Consider the following 17,113-nt stretch of genomic DNA (forward strand, 5'->3'; position numbering starts at 1 on the left):
TGGGTCGCACGTAAGTCGAGGCGTAATCGCACAGCAAAGCTACGGGCAGACAGACGGTACAAATGCCTAATCCAAAAGTGATATCAGATCGCTTGCATGGCGCTTGGGCCGATCTATGCTCAGGGCATCCCGTGGATACAGGAGCCCCGGCCCATGTTCGAATACCATCGCAAGTCCGATCTGGTCGAAATTCAGCGCGCCCGGCAGGCCCTGGCGGGCATGGAGGCGAAGCTGGCCGCGATCAGCCGTTCCATGGCGATGATCGAGTTCGCGCCGGATGGCACGATCCTCGAGGCGAACGAGCATTTCTGCAAGACCATGGGCTACAGCGCCGACGAGATCCGCGGCAAGCACCACCGGATCTTCTGCGACCCGACCTACGCCAAGAGTGCCGAGTACCAGCAGCTCTGGCGCGAACTGGGTGAGGGCAAGGCCATCAGCGGCACCTTCGAGCGCCTGGACAAGGCCGGTCGCGAGGTATGGTTGGAGGCCAGCTACATGCCGGTGATCGACGAGCGCCAGCAGGTCACCAGCGTGATCAAGGTGGCCTCCGACATCACCCGGCACGTGATCGAGGAGCATGAGAGCGAAAGCCTGCTCAAGGCCATCGGCCGCTCCATGGCGGTGATTGAGTTCACCCCGGCCGGGCGGGTGATCAAGGCCAACCAGAACTTCCTCGATACCATGGGCTATCGCCTGGAGGAAGTGGTCGGGCGCCACCATGGGCTGTTCTGCCTGCCCCATGAGCGCGAGTCGGCCGAGTACCGCGACTTCTGGGCCTCGCTCAATCGCGGCGAGTACCATTCGCACCGCTTCGAACGCGTCAACAAGCAAGGCCAGACCGTGTACCTGGAGGCGTCCTACAACCCGATCTTCGACAACAAGGGCCGGTTGTACAAGGTGGTGAAGTTCGCCAGCGACATCACCCGCCAGATCAGTACCCAGCAGACCGCCGCCGATGCCGCCCATGCCAGCTCGATGCAGACCGACGCCTGTGCGCGCAAGGGCACCCAGGTGGTGCAGCAGGCGGTCGAGGTGATCGAGCAGATCTCCTCGGAGTTGAATGACGCCGCCCGCACCATCGACGCGGTGAGCAAGCAGTCCGAGGTGATCGGGCAGATCGTCCTGACCATCCGTGGCATCGCCGACCAGACCAACCTGCTGGCGCTCAATGCTGCCATCGAGGCGGCCCGGGCCGGCGAGCATGGCCGAGGCTTTGCCGTGGTCGCCGACGAGGTGCGCAACCTGGCGGCGCGCACCAGCAAGGCAACCCTGGAGATCGTCGAGGTGGTGCGGCAGAACCACGACCTGTCACTGACTGCAGTGGCCAGCATGCAATCAAGCCTGACCCGCACGGGGCTTGGCGTGGAGCTGGCCAACGAGGCCGGCACGGTGATCATGGAGATCCAGCAGGGGTCGCGGCACGTGGTGGACGCCATCAGCCAGATCAGTTCGACCCTTCAATTGCACTGAGGCTCTGGCGCAGTTCCAGCTCCAGGCCATGCAGGCTGGCCTGGAGCCGGGCGAGCAGCCGGTCCACCGGCTCGCCTTGGGCGATGGCCTGCTCCAGGGCCTCGCAGTCCTGCTTCACGCCCCTGACCTTGAGCATCTTGGCGCCCCCCTTGACGCGGTGGACCACCGGCACCAGGGCCTCGGGTAACGGATTGGCGCCGAGCGCCTGCAGTGCTTGCAGGTCTTCGGCGCTGCTTCGTGCCAGTTGCTCCAGCAGGCGCCTGATCAGCTGGTTGTCGTCCTGGGTGAGGTGACGCAGCTCGGCCAGGTCGAAACCGCTGGAGCGCGGCGCTTCCCCTGCCTGGTCAGGCTGCGGCGCGGCAGCCAGTGGCAGGCAGGCCCTGAGCGCCTGCAGGCCGATCGGTTTGAACAGACAGTCATCCATGCCGTTGTCCAGGCAGCGTTGACGCTCTTCGGCCTGGGCGTTGGCGGTGACGCCGATGATGCGACAGGCCGATGCGCCAGTCTCGCGCTCCTGCGCCCGAATGGCGCGGGCCAGCTCATGGCCATCCATGACCGGCATGCTGCAGTCGGTGATCACCACGTCAAAGTGACCTGCCTGCCAGAGTGCCAACGCCGCCTTGCCCTGGTCGGCGAGGCTCACCTGGTGGCCCAGCGAGCGCAGTTGCTTGTCCAGCAGCAACAGGTTGGCCGGGTAGTCGTCCACCACCAGAACCTGCAGCGGCCCGCTGATGGCCTCGACCACCGCGTTGACGAGCGTCGCGTCGGCGTTGGGCTCGGCGCCGGGCAGGGTGAGGCGGACATCGACCTGGGTACCCAGGCCCTCGATGCTGTGCAGGGTCAGCTCGCCCCCCATGAGTTCGCACAGCTCGCGGCTGATCACCAGCCCCAGGCCGGCGCCCTGACGGGCCTGGCGACCATCGACCTGGGAGAAGGTGGTGAACAGCCGCGCCTGGTCGCTGGCGCCAATGCCCACGCCGCTGTCCTTGATCTGCAGGCTGGCCTGGTGCAGGCCGGCATCGAGCGAGGTCATCAGCAGCGACACGTCGACCTGGCCGTGGTCGGTGAACTTGATCGCGTTGCTCAGCAGGTTCGACAGCACCTGCTTGAGGCGCAACGGGTCGGCCAGCACCCAGGCCGGGGTGGCAGGCAGCACTGCACGCAGCGCCAACCCCTTGAGGCGGGCGCTGCCCTCGAAGATTCGCAGGGTGGAGCGGATCAGCTCGACCAGGTCGATGGCCACCGGTTGCAGGGTCATGTGGCCGGACTCGATGCGTGAGATGTCCAGCACATCGCCGATCAGCTCGAGCAGGCCGATCGCCGAGTCGTGGGCCGCCTCCAGGGCCTGGCGGTCGCTATGACCGTGCCGGCTGTCCTCCAGGGCCATTTCCAGCAGGCCGATGACGGCGTTCATCGGCGTGCGGATCTCATGGCTCATGACCGCCAGGAAGGTGCTCTTCGCCCGGCTGGCCTGTTCGGCATCGTCCTTGGCCTGGCGCAACTGTTCGAGCAGGCCGCGGCTGAGCGCCAGTTGCTCCTGCAGTGCGCGCTGGGCCTCGCTGCGCTGGTGGATCAACTTGCGCAGGTAGGTGTTCCAGAACACCACGCCCGTCAGCAGCAGGGCGGCCAGCACCAGGACCTGCAGGGCCAGGGTGCGGTAGTTGCGCCAGGGGCTGTCGCTGACCACGGTGTTGGTGCGCCAGCGATTGACCAGTTGCTCCAGCTCGTCGGGTGGAATGCTCAGCAACGCCTTGTCGAGGATCGCCTGCAACTGGTGTTCCGTCGGGCTTACCGCGAAGGTCGCCAGCGCCGGTTCGTCGCCCAGCAAGCCGGCAATCCTGAGCCGGCCGTTGAACACCTGGTTGATGAAGTAGGTGGCATTGATCTGCGAGCTGAGGGCGACATCGGCGTCACCGTTGGCCACGGCCTCCATCAGTTGCAGGGGGTTTTCCCGTTCGACGGTGTGCAGGCCGGGGTACTGGCGTTCGAGCCCTTCGAGCGAAGGCGAGCCGCGCAGCAATGCCACCCGTTGGCCTTGCAGAGGTTGCACGGCGTCCAGCGCTGGCGCGTCCTGGCGGGTGACCAGGACCCGTGGGCTGATCATGTAGGGGCGGCTGTAGCGCACGCGCTGGGCGCGAAGCACACCGTAACCGATGGCACCGATCATGTCGGCCTTACCCTGGGCAACCTGCTCGACCATGTCCTCGAACGATTCCGACTCGACGACCTGGAAGCGCAGGCCGGTGCGCAGGCCGATACGCTCCAGCAAGTCCAGGGCGATGCCCCGTGGTTGCTGTTGAGCATCGGTGAAGCTCAGCGGCGCGAGAGAGGTGTTGATCATCACCTTGATCTGCCGGTGTCGGGCGATCCAGTCGCGTTCCTCGGCCGTCAGGGCGTCCAGGCGTCGGTCGAGCAGGACGCTGGTGCTGCCACCGGTCCAGCGGCGCAGGATGTTCAGCCGCTCACTGTCGGCGATGCGTGCCAGGGCGAGGTCGACCAGTTGCAGCAGGCGTTGGTCGTCGCGGGCCAGGGCAAAGGCGAACGTGCTGGGTGGCGCCTTGACGAAGTGATCGACCTTGACCCGTTCCTGGAAACCCTTGGCAATCGCGTAGTCGGCGCTGATCGCATCGCCTAGGTAGACATCGGCCTGGCCCAGTGCCACCGCGGCGACACCCGCGAGGGTGGAGCGGTAGAGGTTCAACTGCGCGCGTGGGTAGAGCTGCTGCACCGTGTGGATGGGCAGGTAATGGTCGACCATGGCCAGGCGCAGGCCTTCCAGGTTGTCACCCTCGGGCAGGCTCTGGTTCTGTCGCGACACGATCACCGGCAGGTCGTCGGCATAGGGCGTGCTCAGTACCAGGTCGGCATCACTGGCTTCGAAGGCATTTGAACTGCCCAGCAGGTCGATTTCGCCCGCGCGCAGCGCATCCAGGGCCTGGGCGCGGCTGGCATAGCGACGCACTTCGATCGGCACGCCCAACTGCTCGGCGATCAGGCCGGCGTAGTCGGCGGTCAGGCCCTCGTAGTCGGCCTGGCTGATGTTGATGTCGAAGGGCGGGTAGTCCGGGTGCGAGCTGCCCAGTACCAGGCGCCTGCGTTCATTGAGCCACTGCCGGTCGGAAGCGGCCACCGCCAGCGGTGGCGCCGCGCTCAGGGCGCGGGCCAGCAGGTGGCGGGGCTCGCTGTGCACTTCGGCGGTGGCGGGCAGCGACAGCAGCGCGACCAGCAGCAGGCAAAGCGATGTCCCCTTGTGCATGGCTCAGGCCACGTTGTTGCGTTTGGCCAGATCGACCATTTCCACCAGCGACTCGACCTTGAGTTTCTCCATGATCCGGCCGCGGTAGGTGCTGATGGTCTTGGCGCTGAGGTTCATCTGCTCGCCGATCAGTTTGTTGCTCTGGCCGGCGCTGAGCCGGCGCAGCACCTCCATTTCCCGGTTGGACAGCAGTGCCAGGCGCTCGGTCTCGCTTTCCAGGGTATTGCTGTTGACCGCCATCTGCGGGAAGGTCGAGTAACCCTTGACCAGCGCCTTGAGGGCGAAGACCAGGGCGTCGAGGTCTTCGTCCTTGTTGACGAAGGCCGAGATGCCGGCGTCCATGCAGCGGCGCACGTAGAGGTCGGCGGGTTGGCCGGTCAGGGCCATGATCCGTGGCGGCGGGTCGATCAGCTTGAGGCGCTTGATCACCTCCATGCCGTCGAGGTCCGGCAGGCCGATATCGAGGATGACCACGTCCGCCTTGGTCTGCTCGGCCAGGCGGGCAGCTTCCTTGCCTTTACCGGTTTCCCCCACGACGGTGAAGCGTTCGCGTTCGAGCAGCATGCGTACGGCAAGCCGAACAATGTGATGGTCATCGACCAACAGCACGGATGTCATTCAGGTAACTCCTGTCAAAGTGCAGCCCGCTTCCAGCCTACGATTACAGGCGCTGGGCAGCGGACTTGCTGGGCAGCGCGCACCTTACGGATATTCAGGAGCCTTGGTAATAGGCGAGTATAGGTGTGTTGAAATACCTGCACCAACCTGTAGAAAAGTCCTACAAGAAAGGTTCAGGCACAGGGTGCGTGCGGCTTGTGCACGCGCTGTGTCGAGGCGGGATTGTTGTCCAGGACCTTGCCGACACGGGTGGGGCGGGCCACCAGCTGGCCGCCGCAGTTCGGGCAGCGGTTGTGGAAGTGCTGGTCGTTGCAGGCGCGGCAGAAGGTGCATTCGAACGAGCAGATCAGCGCATCCGGGCTTTCGGCGGGCAGGTCGGTGTCGCAGCATTCGCAGTTGGGGCGCAGTTCGAGCATGGGCTTGGTTTCCGTCCAGTTGGAAAATCCAGTGTGCTACGCCGCGCCCCTGGTCGGCAATCGTTTCACGAGCCTGGGCGATAGAGGTGGGCATGACCGGCACGGTACAGGGCCGAGTCGGCGAACGGCGCGTCCCCCAGCACATGGCCGACCAGGATCAGCGCCGTGCGCCGGAAGCCTTTGGCGGCCACGCGCTCGCCGATGTCCGCCAGGGTGCCCTTGACCCAGTCCTGGTCCGGCCAGGTGGCACGATGGACCACCGCGATCGGGCAGTCGAGGCCATAGTGTGGCAGCAGCTCCTCGACGATGCGGGCCAGGTGGCGCACGCCCAGGTGGATGGCCAGGGTGCTGCCGTGGCGGGCCAGGTCGGCCAATTGCTCACCGGCCGGCATCGGCGAACTGTCGCCGAAACGGGTGAGAATCACGGTCTGTGCCACATCGGGCAAAGTCAGCTCGCAACCGAGCAGCGCGGCACTGGCGGCGGTGGCGGTGACGCCGGGGACGATCTGGTAGTCGATGTCCAGTTCGCGCAAGTGGCGGATCTGTTCGCCGATGGCGCCGTACAGGCTGGGGTCGCCGCTGTGCACCCGGGCCACATCCTCGCCTTTGGCGTGGGCCTGGCGCATCACCTCGATGATCTGTTTCAGGTGCAGTTCGGCACTGTTGATCACGGTGTGCGCCTGGTGACCTTCCAGTACAGCGGCGGGGACCAGGGAGCCTGCGTAGATGATCACCGGGCACTGGCGGATCAGGCGCTGGCCCTTGACCGTGATCAGCTCCGGATCGCCGGGGCCGGCGCCGATGAAATAGACCGTCATGGAGGTTCCTTGCAGAAGATTGGAGCGGATTATCCGCCGATGGCCAGGGCCAGGGTAGCGCCACCGAGTACCTGCCTGGGCACATGCAGGCGGCCTTTGTCGCCAGCCAGGGCGAGGGCGGTGCTTTCGGCGACGCCCCAGCAGCCGGTCTGGGCGTACACCGTGGCCGAGCGATGGCTGAGCAGCGGTTCGAAGACCGTCAGATGCGTGGCGTCGAAGCAGATATAAGGCAGCCCCAGGCGCTCGGCCAATGCCAGCAGGCCAGGTTCGCGAGCCTTGGGCTCGATGCTGGCAATGGCGCGCAGGGCGTAGAGGGGCAGGGCGTGGCGGTTGAGCGTCTGGCGCAGCAGCACAGCCAGCGTCTCGACCGGGCAGCCACGGCGACAGCCAAAGCCGGCGTACAGCGCCGGCTGGGCAGGAAGCTCGTGCATCAGGCCTGGCTGGAGCGACGGTACAGCCACGCGCTGAGCAGGCCCAAAGCCAACCAGAACGCGGCGTTGGTCAGCCACGAAGCGATCTTGAACTGGGTCTCGAGGGCTTCTGGCGCCAGGCTTTCATGCATCGCCGGCTGCGGCGCGCCGATCAGGTGCGGGAGTACCAGCAGGGCGACACCCAGTGCCTTGAGCAGCCAGTGCCGGGCGAACACCAGCAACGCCAGGCCGGCGGCGGTGGCCGCGGCAGTGCCGATCCACCAGGTCTGGCGCTGGCCAAGGTCGGCGGCGGCGGTGCCGGGCAGTTCCGGTGGCAGGCCCAGGGTCGGCGCCAGGCAGAACACGGCAAAGCCGGCCAGGCCCCACAGCGCGCCGGTGGCCACGCGGTTCGGTTCGCGCAGGCTATAGAGGGCGACCAGGATCAGGGCGAAACCGACGGCGACCACTAGGTTGCCGCCGGTGGTGGACAGCACGCGCTGCCAGCCGTCTTCTGGCGCCCAGGCCTCGGCACTGTGTTCATGTTCGTGGGGGGCGGCGGCGTCGCCGTGCTCATGGTGTTCGGCGACCGGGGCGGCGGATTCGTAGGTTTCCGCCTGGAGAATCAGTGGGGCGACCCAGAAGCTTTGCAGCAAGGTCAGCAACAGGGCCGCGAGCAGGCCGCTGAAACCCGCGGTACGGGCTATGCGCGTAATCATGCGGATTTACTCAGTGGCAAGGGAAGGCGGCGCTGTGGCGGGTGTCGTGGGCGGCATTGTGCACCGCCTCGATGTGCGAGAAACCGGCGAAGTACACCAGGCACAGGCCCAGCAGGCTGGCGCCGACCGCGACGATCAGTCGCTGGCTGAGGCTGACGGGGGTGGCGATACTGTGTTTGGCGCTGGTGATGGGCATGACGCGTTCCTCTGCTGCTTTTGTTGTGGCAACGGGCATGCGCGACGACCCCGGGCACGGCCGGCCCAGGTGATACGACGACGCCCGCCCACCGCGGGGTGTACTGTGAGCACGTCAGGCCGGTCTCCGGGCTGGCGAGGTGGAGCCGGGCTCCGTCTGACGTCACCTTCCCATGCCATGGCAGGCACAGTGGTCCGGACGCTTCTCTCGCTTACCGTTGCGGGGGCAGCACCGGCCTTGTCGGCTCCTTTGAATGGAGGCACGACGCACCGGTTTCCCGTTTCACCCCCGTCGGGGGCACCTGAACGCAATGCGCTAGCAAATCACGGGGCCGGGCCCGCGTCAATCGCCGCGGCGGTTGACCGCCAGGCAGGCACTGCGTAGCCTTGCCGTTTCGAGGTTCTCGGGCGTTGGCCCGGGCTAAGACGGGAACGCGGTACAAGCCGCGGCTGCCCCCGCAACTGTAAGCACTGAAGGGTTCGGCACAGCCACTGCGCAGGCGCGCGGGAAGGCGCCGGCCCGCCGGCCAGCGAGCCGCAGCGGTGCGAGCCAGGAGACCTGCCTCGTGACGTCTTCGACTTTCAACCGGGCGGGGTGATCCGGTGGCGAACGCGCCTGGCCGGCATGGCCGTGGCTGTCGTCCTGCATGCCCGCGCCATTGCTGCCAAGGGCATCGCGACATGAAAACACTGGCCAAGCTTCCCGTCACCATCGTCACCGGCTTCCTCGGCTCGGGCAAGACCACCTTGCTGCGGCATATGCTCGACAACGCCCATGGCCGCCGCATCGCGGTGATCGTCAACGAGTTCGGCGAGCTGGGCATCGACGGCGAGATCCTCAAGCAGTGCAGCATCGGCTGCACTGAGGAAGAGGCCAACGGCCGTGTCTACGAACTGGCCAACGGCTGCCTGTGCTGCACCGTGCAGGAAGAGTTCTTCCCGGTGATGCGCGAACTGGTGGCCCGTCGCGGCGACCTCGACCACATCCTTATCGAGACCAGCGGCCTGGCCTTGCCCAAACCGCTGGTACAGGCCTTCCAGTGGCCGGAAATCCGCAATGCCTGCACCGTCGACGCGGTGATCACCGTGGTCGACAGCCCGGCCGTGGCCGCCGGCACCTTCGCCGCCTACCCGGACCAGGTCGATGCCCAGCGCAAGCTCGACCCCAACCTCGACCACGAGTCGCCGCTGCACGAACTGTTCGCCGACCAGCTGGCCAGCGCCGACCTGGTGGTACTGAACAAGGCCGACCTGATTGATGCCGAGGGCTTGGCCAAGGTCCGCGCCGAGGTGGCCGAGGAGCTGCCGCCGGCGGTCAAGGTGATCGAGGCCAGCAGTGGCCGCCTGCCACTGGAGGTGTTGCTGGGCGTGGGCGCCGAGTCCGAGGCGCATATTGATGGTCGTCGTACCCATCACGACTCGCATCACGACGGCGATGACCATGACGACCATGACCACGACGCCTTCGACTCGATCTCCATCGATCTGCCTGAAGCCGACGAAAGCTTGCTGCTCGATGCCCTGACCCAGCTGGTCACCGAGTTCGGCATCCTGCGCGCCAAGGGCTTCGCCGCTATCCCCGGCAAGCCGATGCGCCTGCTGATCCAGGGCGTGGGCACTCGCTTCGACAAGCATTTCGACCGCGCCTGGCGCAGCGATGAACCACGGATCACCCGCCTGGTGCTGATCGGGCAGGAGCTGGACGCCGCACAGCTGGAAGCGCGCCTGCGCCAGGCCCTGGGCGCCTGATCCATGCACCTGCTGCGGACCCAACCCGGCGGCTTCGTGCCGGACGACAGCATCGCCGATCTCGGCCAGACCCCCGCCGACCTGGTGATCCTCTGCAGCGGTGATTCACACCTGGCGCTGCTCGCCGAAACCGCCGAGCAGCTGCCGGCGGACTTCCCCAGCGTGCGCCTGGCCAATCCGATGCAGGTGCAGAACCATGCCTCGGTCGACCTGTATGTCGACCAGGTGCTGCGCCATGCCAAGGTGATCCTGGTGTCGCTGCATGGCGGCGTTGGCTACTGGCGCTATGGTGTCGAGCAACTGGTCGAACTGGCGGGGCGTGGGGTCGAGCTGATCCTGGTGCCCGGCGACGACCGTCCCGACCCTGAACTCACCGACCTGGGCACGGTCCGCGGCGAACAGGCCGAGCGCCTCTGGCACTTCCTGCGCCAGGGCGGCAAGGCCAACGCGGTGAGCCTGTTCAACTGTCTGGCCAACCAATGGCTGGGCCGCGATTACCCGTGGGATGAGCCGCAGCCCTTGCCGCGCACGGCGGTTTACCATCCGACCAAGGCCAAGGCGCGTCTCGAGGACTGGTACGCCGAGTGGCACCCGGAGCATCCGGTGGCGCCGTTGCTGTTCTACCGTTCGCACCTGCAGGCGGCCAACACGGCGTTCATCGATGTGTTCTGCCAGCGCCTGCAGGCCTGCGGGCTGAACCCACTGCCCATCGCCGTGGCCAGCCTGAAGGAGCGCGCCTGCCTGGACCAGGTCGAGGCCTGGCTCGACGAGGTGCAGGCCGAAGTGGTGATCAACACCACCGGTTTCGCCCTGTCCAGCCCCGAGCAACCCAACCTGCGCCCGCTGCGCCGTGATGTACCGGTGCTGCAGGCCATCTGCGCCCAGGACAACCAGCCTGGCTGGGAGCAGAGCGAGCAGGGCCTGGGCGCCCGCGACCTGGCGATGCACATCGCCCTGCCGGAACTGGACGGGCGCATCATCACCCGGCCGGTGAGTTTCAAGGACCTGGCCTGGCGCAGCGAGCGCAGCCAGTCCGATGTAGTCTGCTACCGGGCCCATCCCGAGCGCATGGACTTCGTCGCCGAACTGGCACGGCGCTGGGTGACCCTGGCGCGCCTGGACAACCAGGAAAAGCGCGTGGCCCTGGTGCTGGCCAACTACCCGACCCGCGACGGGCGCATCGGCAATGGCGTCGGCCTGGACACGCCGGGCGCGGCGCTCAATATCCTCGAGGCCCTGCAAGCGCAGGGTTACCCAGTGGCCGGCCTGCCCGATAGCGGTACCGAGCTGGTTCACCAGTTGCTCGGCGGGGTGACCAACGACCTCGATCACCTCGACCAGCGCCCCTGCGCCCAGAGCCTGGCCCTGGCCGACTACCAGCGCGCCTTCGCCGCCTTGCCCGAGGCCAACCAACGCGCGGTGCTGGAGCGCTGGGGGCCGCCCGAGCAGGATCCGATGTTCCGCGGTGGACGCATGATGGTCGCCGGCCTGCGCTACGGCCTGACCTTTGTCGGCATCCAGCCGGCGCGGGGCTATCAGGTGGACCACAGCGCGGTGTACCACGACCCGGACCTGGTGCCGCCCCATGGCTACCTGGCGTTCCACTTCTGGCTGCGCAACGGCTATGCCGCCGACGCAGTGATCCATGTGGGCAAGCATGGCAACCTGGAATGGCTGCCGGGCAAGGGCGTGGGCCTGTCCGCCGAGTGCTGGCCGGATGCCTTGCTCGGCCCGTTGCCCAACATCTACCCGTTCATCGTCAACGACCCGGGTGAGGGCGCCCAGGCCAAGCGCCGCACCCAGGCGGTGATCATCGACCACCTGATGCCGCCGCTGACCCGTGCCGAGACCTACGGCCCGCTGCGTCATCTGGAGCAACTGGCTGACGAATACTACGAGGCGCAGTTGCTTGATCCGCGTCGTGCCCGCGAGCTGCAACGGGACATTCTTGAACTGGTCAAAACCCACCATATCGACCGCGAGTTGCAGCTCGAAGGCCAGATGGAGGACGCGGCGGTGTGGTTGCCGCGGCTGGACACCTATCTGTGCGACCTGAAGGAATCGCAGATTCGCGACGGCCTGCACGTGTTCGGCCAATCGCCGCAGGGACGTTTGCGCAGCGGTACGCTGCTGGCGCTGCTGCGGGTGGCGCGGGGCGATGGCAAGGGCGGCAACGCCAGCCTGATCCGCGTGCTGGCCAAGGCGTTGGCGCTGGGTTTCGACCCGCTGGACTGTGACCTGGGGCAGGCATGGGATGGGCCACGCCCGGATCTGCTGGTACAACTCGACGCCAGCCTCTGGCGAACCTGTGGCGATACCCGCGAGCGCCTGGAGTTGCTGGCGTTGTCACTGATCGAGCAGGCCCTGCAGGGTACTCTCGCGCTATCGGACGGGCTCGAATGGGAGGCGGTGCGCGCGGTGCTGCGCACGCTGGTCGAACAGGTCGCCCCCGATCTGGATGCCTGCGGCGCTGCCGAGATCGATGGCCTGCTGGCGGCCCTGGCCGGGCGTTTCGTCCCGGCCGGGCCCAGTGGCGCGCCCAGCCGCGGCCGGCTGGACGTGCTGCCCACCGGGCGCAACTTCTATACCGTCGATGTGCGCAACCTGCCCACCGCCACGGCCTGGCGCCTGGGGTTTGCCTCGGCCAACCTGATTCTCGAGCGGCACCTGCAGGACCATGGCGATCACCTGCGCCAGCTGGGCCTGTCGGTGTGGGGCACGGCGACCATGCGCACCGGCGGCGACGATATCGCCCAGGCCATGGCGTTGATGGGTGTGCGCCCGGTGTGGGCCACTGGCAGCCAACGGGTCGATGACTTCGAGATCCTGCCGCTGAGCCTGCTCGACCGGCCACGGGTGGACGTGACGCTGCGGGTGTCGGGCTTCTTCCGCGATGCTTTCGGCAACCTGATCCGTCTGTTTGACGCCGCCGTGCAGGCGGTGGCTGCACTGGACGAGCCGGACGACCTGAACCCCCTGGCTGCGCGGGTGCGCGCCGAGCGCGAAACGCTGCTCGGCGCTGGCGTCGAGCCCGAGCAGGCGACGCGGCAGGCCGGCTGGCGAGTGTTCGGCGCCAAGCCCGGCGCCTACGGGGCCGGTGTGCAGAACGCCATCGATGGACGCCTGTGGCACAGCCGCGACGATCTGGCCGAGGTCTACCTCAACCATGGCGGCTACGCCTATGGCACCGCCGACGAGGGCACCCCGGCCCGTGCCGTGTTCGCCCAGCGCCTGGCGCAGGTGCAGGCGGTGCTGCAGAACCAGGATAACCACGAGCACGACCTGCTCGACTCCAACGATTACTACCAGTTCCAGGGCGGCATGCTGGCAGCCGCCGAAACCCTGGCCGGCACCTCGCGGGCCAGCTACCACGGCGACCACAGCCAGGCCGATCGGCCGCGGGTGCGCACCCTCAAGGAAGAACTCAACCGGGTGATCCGTGCCCGGGCGCTCAACCCCAAGTGGATCGACGGCGCCAAGCGCCATGGCTATAAAGGTGCGTTCGAGCTGGCGGCCACGGTCGACAACCTGTTCGCCTTCGATGCCACTACCCACCTGATCGACGACCATCATTACCAGGGCTTGGCCGATGCCTATGTGCTCGACCCGGCCACCCGTGATTTCATGCGCGAGCACAACCCTGAAGCCCTGCGCGACCTTACCGAACGCCTGCTGGAAGCCCAGCAGCGCGGGTTGTGGCAGGAACCGGGCGACTATCGTGAAAGCCTCGAGCAACAATTGCTCGCCGGCGAGGAAGACAGCTGAACATGAGCGAACCCGTACAATTTCCCCTGGCCGCCGTGGTCGGCGCCGACGACCTCAAGCTGGCCCTGTGCCTGACGGCGATCGACCCGAAGATCGGCGGCGTGCTGATCGAAGGGCCGCGGGGCATGGCCAAGAGCACCTTGGCCCGGGGCTTGGCCGACCTGCTGGGCGATGGCCCGTTCGTGACCCTGCCGCTGGGGGCGACCGAGGAGCGCCTGGTCGGCACCCTCGACCTGGATGCCGCCCTGGGCCAGGGCCAGGCGCGGTTTTCGCCGGGCGTCCTGGCCCATGCCGACGGTGGCGTGTTGTACGTCGATGAAGTCAACCTGTTGCCCGACCCATTGGTGGACCTGCTGCTGGACGTGGCCGCCAGCGGTACCAATCGCATCGAGCGCGACGGCATTTCCCATCGCCACGCCGCCCGTTTCGTGCTGATCGGCACCATGAACCCGGAGGAGGGCGAGCTGCGCCCGCAGTTGCTCGACCGTTTCGGTCTCAATGTGGCCCTGGAAGGTTTGCCGACGCCGCAGGCGCGTCAGCAGATCATTCGTCGCCGGCTGGCTTTCGACAGCGATCCACAGGCGTTCTGCGAACAATGGGCCGAGCAGCAGGCGGCGTTGCGCGAGCGCTGTCGGTCGGCCCGTGAGCGCCTGGCATCTATCGCTCTGGACGACCAGGCCCTGGCCTGGATCACCGAGCGCTGCTTCGCCGCCGGGGTGGACGGCTTGCGTGCCGACCTGGTCTGGCTGCGCGCGGCGCGGGCCCATGCCGCCTGGCGGGGTAATGCGGTGATCGAGGAGGCGGATGTACAGGCGGTTGCCGAGTTTGCCTTGCGCCATCGGCGCCGCAGCGAGGCACCGCCACCCCAGGCCACTTCGGCGGGCGGGCAGGCGAGTGCGCAGGAGACGCCGGGTGGTCAGGGGGACTGGGGAGCATTGCCTGCCCAGCCGGTGGCCACGGGTGCTCGGCGCGAGGTGCCGAACTGGGCAAAAAAGCCCTGAGCATCCGCTCGCGCCATGATCGGGTGGCGGATGCCAGGCCTCGCGTCGGTCATTTGACGGGGACTTCCCGGGGCCGCCCGCGCACCAGCGATAGCGGGCGCATCGCCTGGCTGGCAACCTTGCTCAAAGGGCGGCCACGCCAGCGCCGCGACCTGTGCTGGCAGCAGCGCCAGGCCCAGGCGCCGGAACTGTGGCTGGTGATCGTCGATGCGTCGGCGTCGACCCGACGCAATCAGGCGCTGGCCCAGGCCAAGGGACTGCTGGCTGGGTTGTTCGATGAGGCCTATCGGCAACGTGCGCGTCTGGCCTTGCTCACGGCCAGCGGCAACCGGCCGCAATGGCAGCGCCATGGCCTGAAAGCCTCGGCGGCGTTGCAGCCCTGGCTGCAAGCGCTGGGGGCGGGAGGTGGTACACCGTTGCCGGCGGCGCTGGAAGAGGCGCGTCAGTGGTTATTGGCCCGGGGCAAGCGCTTGCCTCATGAGGTACAGCGCTGCCTGGTGTTGACCGATGGCCGTCTGCAACAGGGCCCTGCGTTGCAACCGCTACCTTGCGTGACGTTGCTGGTGGATATGGAAACAGCGGCGGTGCGCGTGGGCCGGGCACGCCAACTTGCCGAACAACTGCAGGCCGACTATCGGCATATCGAGCAGTTCGCGGTGATCAAGTAAACATGTAACTGCGACAGGATGTCGCAATTAAAAAGTTTCCCCGACAGTGGGGGAACTTGCACAAGTGCGTGGCAATCACGCACTTGCGGCACAGTGCTCTTTTACTTCGGCATCGACCAGGGTTGCAGGTCGTAACCCTTGCCGGACAGTTCGGCGCGCACTTCCTCGATCAGGCTGGCCCATTGCGCGGGGTCGGAATAGACGCGCGAGGACACTTGCTTGCTGCCGATACGGGTGCTGGTCCGGTCGATCACTGCCAGGCTCAGTTCACCAGTACCGTTGGGTGCATCCCAGGCTACGCACTGGAAGGGTTCGAAGGCGTGGTCGGCGATCAGCAGTGCTTCGTTGACACGGAGCGGGGCGTTCATGGTTCGGTCTCTCTCATGGTCCCAAACAGCGAAATAAGGTGCCGCGGTGTTATTCCACAAAAGTGTACAGCGCGGGGTTATTCGTACTGATGCTCCAGATCAGGGTTGAAGTCACATGGCCGTTGAAATTTTTTTATATCGGCGATGTTTTCCTGACTGCCCATCGCGCCTAAGACGGTAATTGAGTTGGAAAATTCCCAGCGCGGCATGCGGCTTTCTTACCGGGCTGACCAACGGTAGTGGGGGGCGTCAAGTTCATTGCTACTGTTAATTCGGGCGTCGCAACTGTCTGTTTACAGTTAAAAAACCATAATCTGGCGCCAAGGAAAGGTCATGCTCGATACCGCATCCCTCCGCCGCTTGCTGATCGTCGACCCCTGCGACGATTGCCACCGCCTTTTGCCGGGCCTGCGCAGCGTTGGCTGGGATGTACGAAGTTGCACACTCGAGGCGGCCATGGAGCAGCCCTGCGATGTCGGCCTGGTGCGCCTGCAGGCCTCGCACCTACTGCATCCCGAGGCGGTCAAGGACCTGATCAAGCGCAGCAATACAGAATGGATCGCCGTGCTCAGCGCCGAAGAATTGCGCCTGCAGAATGTCGGCGATTTCGTCTGCGAATGGTTTTTCGATTTCCACACCCTGCCGTTCGACGTCTCACGGGTACAGGTCACCCTGGGTCGCGCCTTCGGCATGGCGCGGTTGCGTGGCAAGGGCCCGGTGCGGGTGGACGAGCCCGAACACGAACTGCTGGGCGAGAGCCGGCCGATCCGTGAGCTGCGCAAGTTGCTGGGCAAGCTGGCACCGACCGAGTCGCCGGTGCTGATCCGTGGCGAAAGCGGTACGGGCAAGGAGCTGGTGGCGCGTACCCTGCACCGGCAATCGCAACGGCGCGACAAACCCTTCATCGCCATCAACTGCGGCGCCATCCCCGAACACCTGATCCAGTCCGAGCTGTTCGGCCACGAAAAAGGCGCGTTCACCGGGGCGCATCAGCGCAAGGTGGGGCGTATCGAGGCGGCCAATGGTGGCACCCTGTTCCTCGACGAGATCGGTGACCTGCCGTTGGAGTTGCAGGCCAACCTGCTGCGTTTTCTCCAGGAGAAGCACATCGAGCGGGTAGGGGGTAATCAGCCGATCGCCGTGGACGTCAGGGTTTTGGCGGCGACCCATGTGGACCTGGAGAAGGCCATCGCGCTGGCGCGCTTTCGCGAGGACCTGTACTACCGGCTCAATGTCCTGCAGGTGGTGACCGCGCCGCTACGTGACCGGCATGGCGACCTGTCGATGCTGGCCAGTCATTTCTCCCAGTTCTACAGCGCCGAGACCGGCCGGCGCCCGCGTTCGTTCAGCGACGGCGCCCTGGCGGCCATGGGGCGCCACGATTGGCCGGGCAATGTCCGCGAGCTGGCCAACCGGGTGCGGCGCGGCCTGGTATTGGCCGAGGGCCGCCAGATCGAAGCGCAGGACCTGGGCCTGCAGGAGCTGCAGGAGCAGGACCAGCCATTGGGCACGCTGGAGGACTACAAGCACCGGGCCGAGCGCCAGGCGTTGTGCGATGTGCTGAACCGGCACAGCGACAACCTGAGCATCGCGGCCAAGGTGCTGGGCGTTTCCAGACCGACATTCTACCGGTTGTTGCACAAGCACCAGATTCGCTAGC

14 protein-coding genes and 2 riboswitches are annotated in these 17,113 nt (G+C 66.5%); of the genes, 6 read left to right on the plus strand and 8 right to left on the minus strand.

All coding sequences use genetic code 11. The features are described 5' to 3' along the window. The first annotated feature begins 153 nt into the window (after nt 1-153). Nucleotides 154-1,473, plus strand: a complete 1,320-nt coding sequence (locus HU735_RS20760; protein ID WP_186715036.1) for a PAS domain-containing methyl-accepting chemotaxis protein — start codon at nt 154-156, stop codon at nt 1,471-1,473. Here the strand turns inward: HU735_RS20760 and HU735_RS20765 are convergent. From HU735_RS20765 to HU735_RS20795, 7 genes are all read right to left on the minus strand, one after another. Then, the gene (locus tag HU735_RS20765; protein ID WP_186715037.1) at nt 1,448-4,729 is read right to left on the minus strand and encodes a transporter substrate-binding domain-containing protein; all 3,282 of its coding nucleotides are present in this window, start codon (nt 4,727-4,729) and stop codon (nt 1,448-1,450) included. The genes HU735_RS20760 and HU735_RS20765 overlap by 26 nt on opposite strands. A 3-nt stretch (nt 4,730-4,732) precedes the next feature. Further along, nucleotides 4,733-5,347, minus strand: a complete 615-nt coding sequence (locus tag HU735_RS20770) for a response regulator transcription factor (protein ID WP_028690792.1) — start codon at nt 5,345-5,347, stop codon at nt 4,733-4,735. 173 nt (nt 5,348-5,520) lie between these two features. Further along, nucleotides 5,521-5,763 carry a DUF1272 domain-containing protein gene (locus tag HU735_RS20775; RefSeq protein ID WP_186715038.1) on the minus strand — a complete coding sequence of 81 codons (243 nt, stop codon included), beginning with the start codon at nt 5,761-5,763 and terminating at the stop codon, nt 5,521-5,523. A 65-nt stretch (nt 5,764-5,828) separates the two neighbouring features. Then, the gene (gene cobM / locus HU735_RS20780; RefSeq protein ID WP_186715039.1) at nt 5,829-6,581 is read right to left on the minus strand and encodes a precorrin-4 C(11)-methyltransferase; all 753 of its coding nucleotides are present in this window, start codon (nt 6,579-6,581) and stop codon (nt 5,829-5,831) included. A 29-nt stretch (nt 6,582-6,610) separates the two neighbouring features. After that, entirely contained in the window at nt 6,611-7,012 is a 402-nt protein-coding gene (locus HU735_RS20785) for a cobalamin biosynthesis protein (RefSeq protein ID WP_186715040.1), read from the minus strand. Continuing rightward, on the minus strand, nt 7,012-7,707 hold the full coding sequence (locus tag HU735_RS20790; RefSeq protein ID WP_186715041.1) for a CbtA family protein: 696 nt from the start codon (nt 7,705-7,707) through the stop codon (nt 7,012-7,014). The genes HU735_RS20785 and HU735_RS20790 overlap by 1 nt, the downstream gene beginning before the upstream one ends. A gap of 10 nt (nt 7,708-7,717) precedes the next feature. Beyond that, nucleotides 7,718-7,903: a CbtB domain-containing protein gene (locus HU735_RS20795; RefSeq protein ID WP_028690797.1), complete on the minus strand. Its 186-nt coding sequence runs from the start codon at nt 7,901-7,903 to the stop codon at nt 7,718-7,720. A gap of 99 nt (nt 7,904-8,002) precedes the next feature. Beyond that, a riboswitch (cobalamin riboswitch) is annotated at nt 8,003-8,223 on the minus strand. Nucleotides 8,224-8,283: 60 nt separating this feature from the next. Continuing rightward, nucleotides 8,284-8,484: riboswitch (cobalamin riboswitch) on the plus strand. 99 nt (nt 8,485-8,583) lie between these two features. Between HU735_RS20795 and cobW the strand changes: the two genes are divergently transcribed. The 4 genes from cobW to HU735_RS20815 are packed head-to-tail and all read left to right on the plus strand — an operon-like array spanning nt 8,584 to nt 15,085. Next, the gene (gene cobW, locus HU735_RS20800) at nt 8,584-9,651 is read left to right on the plus strand and encodes a cobalamin biosynthesis protein CobW (protein WP_186715042.1); all 1,068 of its coding nucleotides are present in this window, start codon (nt 8,584-8,586) and stop codon (nt 9,649-9,651) included. 3 nt (nt 9,652-9,654) lie between these two features. After that, nucleotides 9,655-13,416, plus strand: coding sequence for a cobaltochelatase subunit CobN (gene cobN, locus HU735_RS20805; protein WP_186715043.1), 3,762 nt, complete (start codon nt 9,655-9,657; stop codon nt 13,414-13,416). 2 nt (nt 13,417-13,418) lie between these two features. Next, the gene (locus HU735_RS20810; RefSeq protein WP_186715044.1) at nt 13,419-14,417 is read left to right on the plus strand and encodes an AAA family ATPase; all 999 of its coding nucleotides are present in this window, start codon (nt 13,419-13,421) and stop codon (nt 14,415-14,417) included. Between the two features lie 53 nt (nt 14,418-14,470). Beyond that, nucleotides 14,471-15,085 (plus strand): VWA domain-containing protein, encoded by a 615-nt coding sequence (locus tag HU735_RS20815; protein WP_238349868.1) that lies wholly within the window; start codon nt 14,471-14,473, stop codon nt 15,083-15,085. 101 nt (nt 15,086-15,186) lie between these two features. Here HU735_RS20815 and HU735_RS20820 read toward each other — a convergent pair whose 3' ends face one another. Further along, a complete protein-coding gene (locus HU735_RS20820) occupies nt 15,187-15,453 on the minus strand; it encodes a hypothetical protein (protein WP_028690802.1) in 267 nt (88 codons plus the stop codon). 333 nt (nt 15,454-15,786) lie between these two features. Here HU735_RS20820 and HU735_RS20825 point away from each other — a divergent pair, with 333 nt between their 5' ends. Further along, nucleotides 15,787-17,112 carry a sigma-54 dependent transcriptional regulator gene (locus HU735_RS20825; protein ID WP_050705488.1) on the plus strand — a complete coding sequence of 442 codons (1,326 nt, stop codon included), beginning with the start codon at nt 15,787-15,789 and terminating at the stop codon, nt 17,110-17,112. Nucleotide 17,113: the final 1 nt, after the last annotated feature.

The organism is Pseudomonas sp. BW16M2 (genome assembly GCF_014268865.1).
GTDB classification, from domain to species: Bacteria; Pseudomonadota; Gammaproteobacteria; order Pseudomonadales; family Pseudomonadaceae; genus Aquipseudomonas; species Aquipseudomonas peradeniyensis.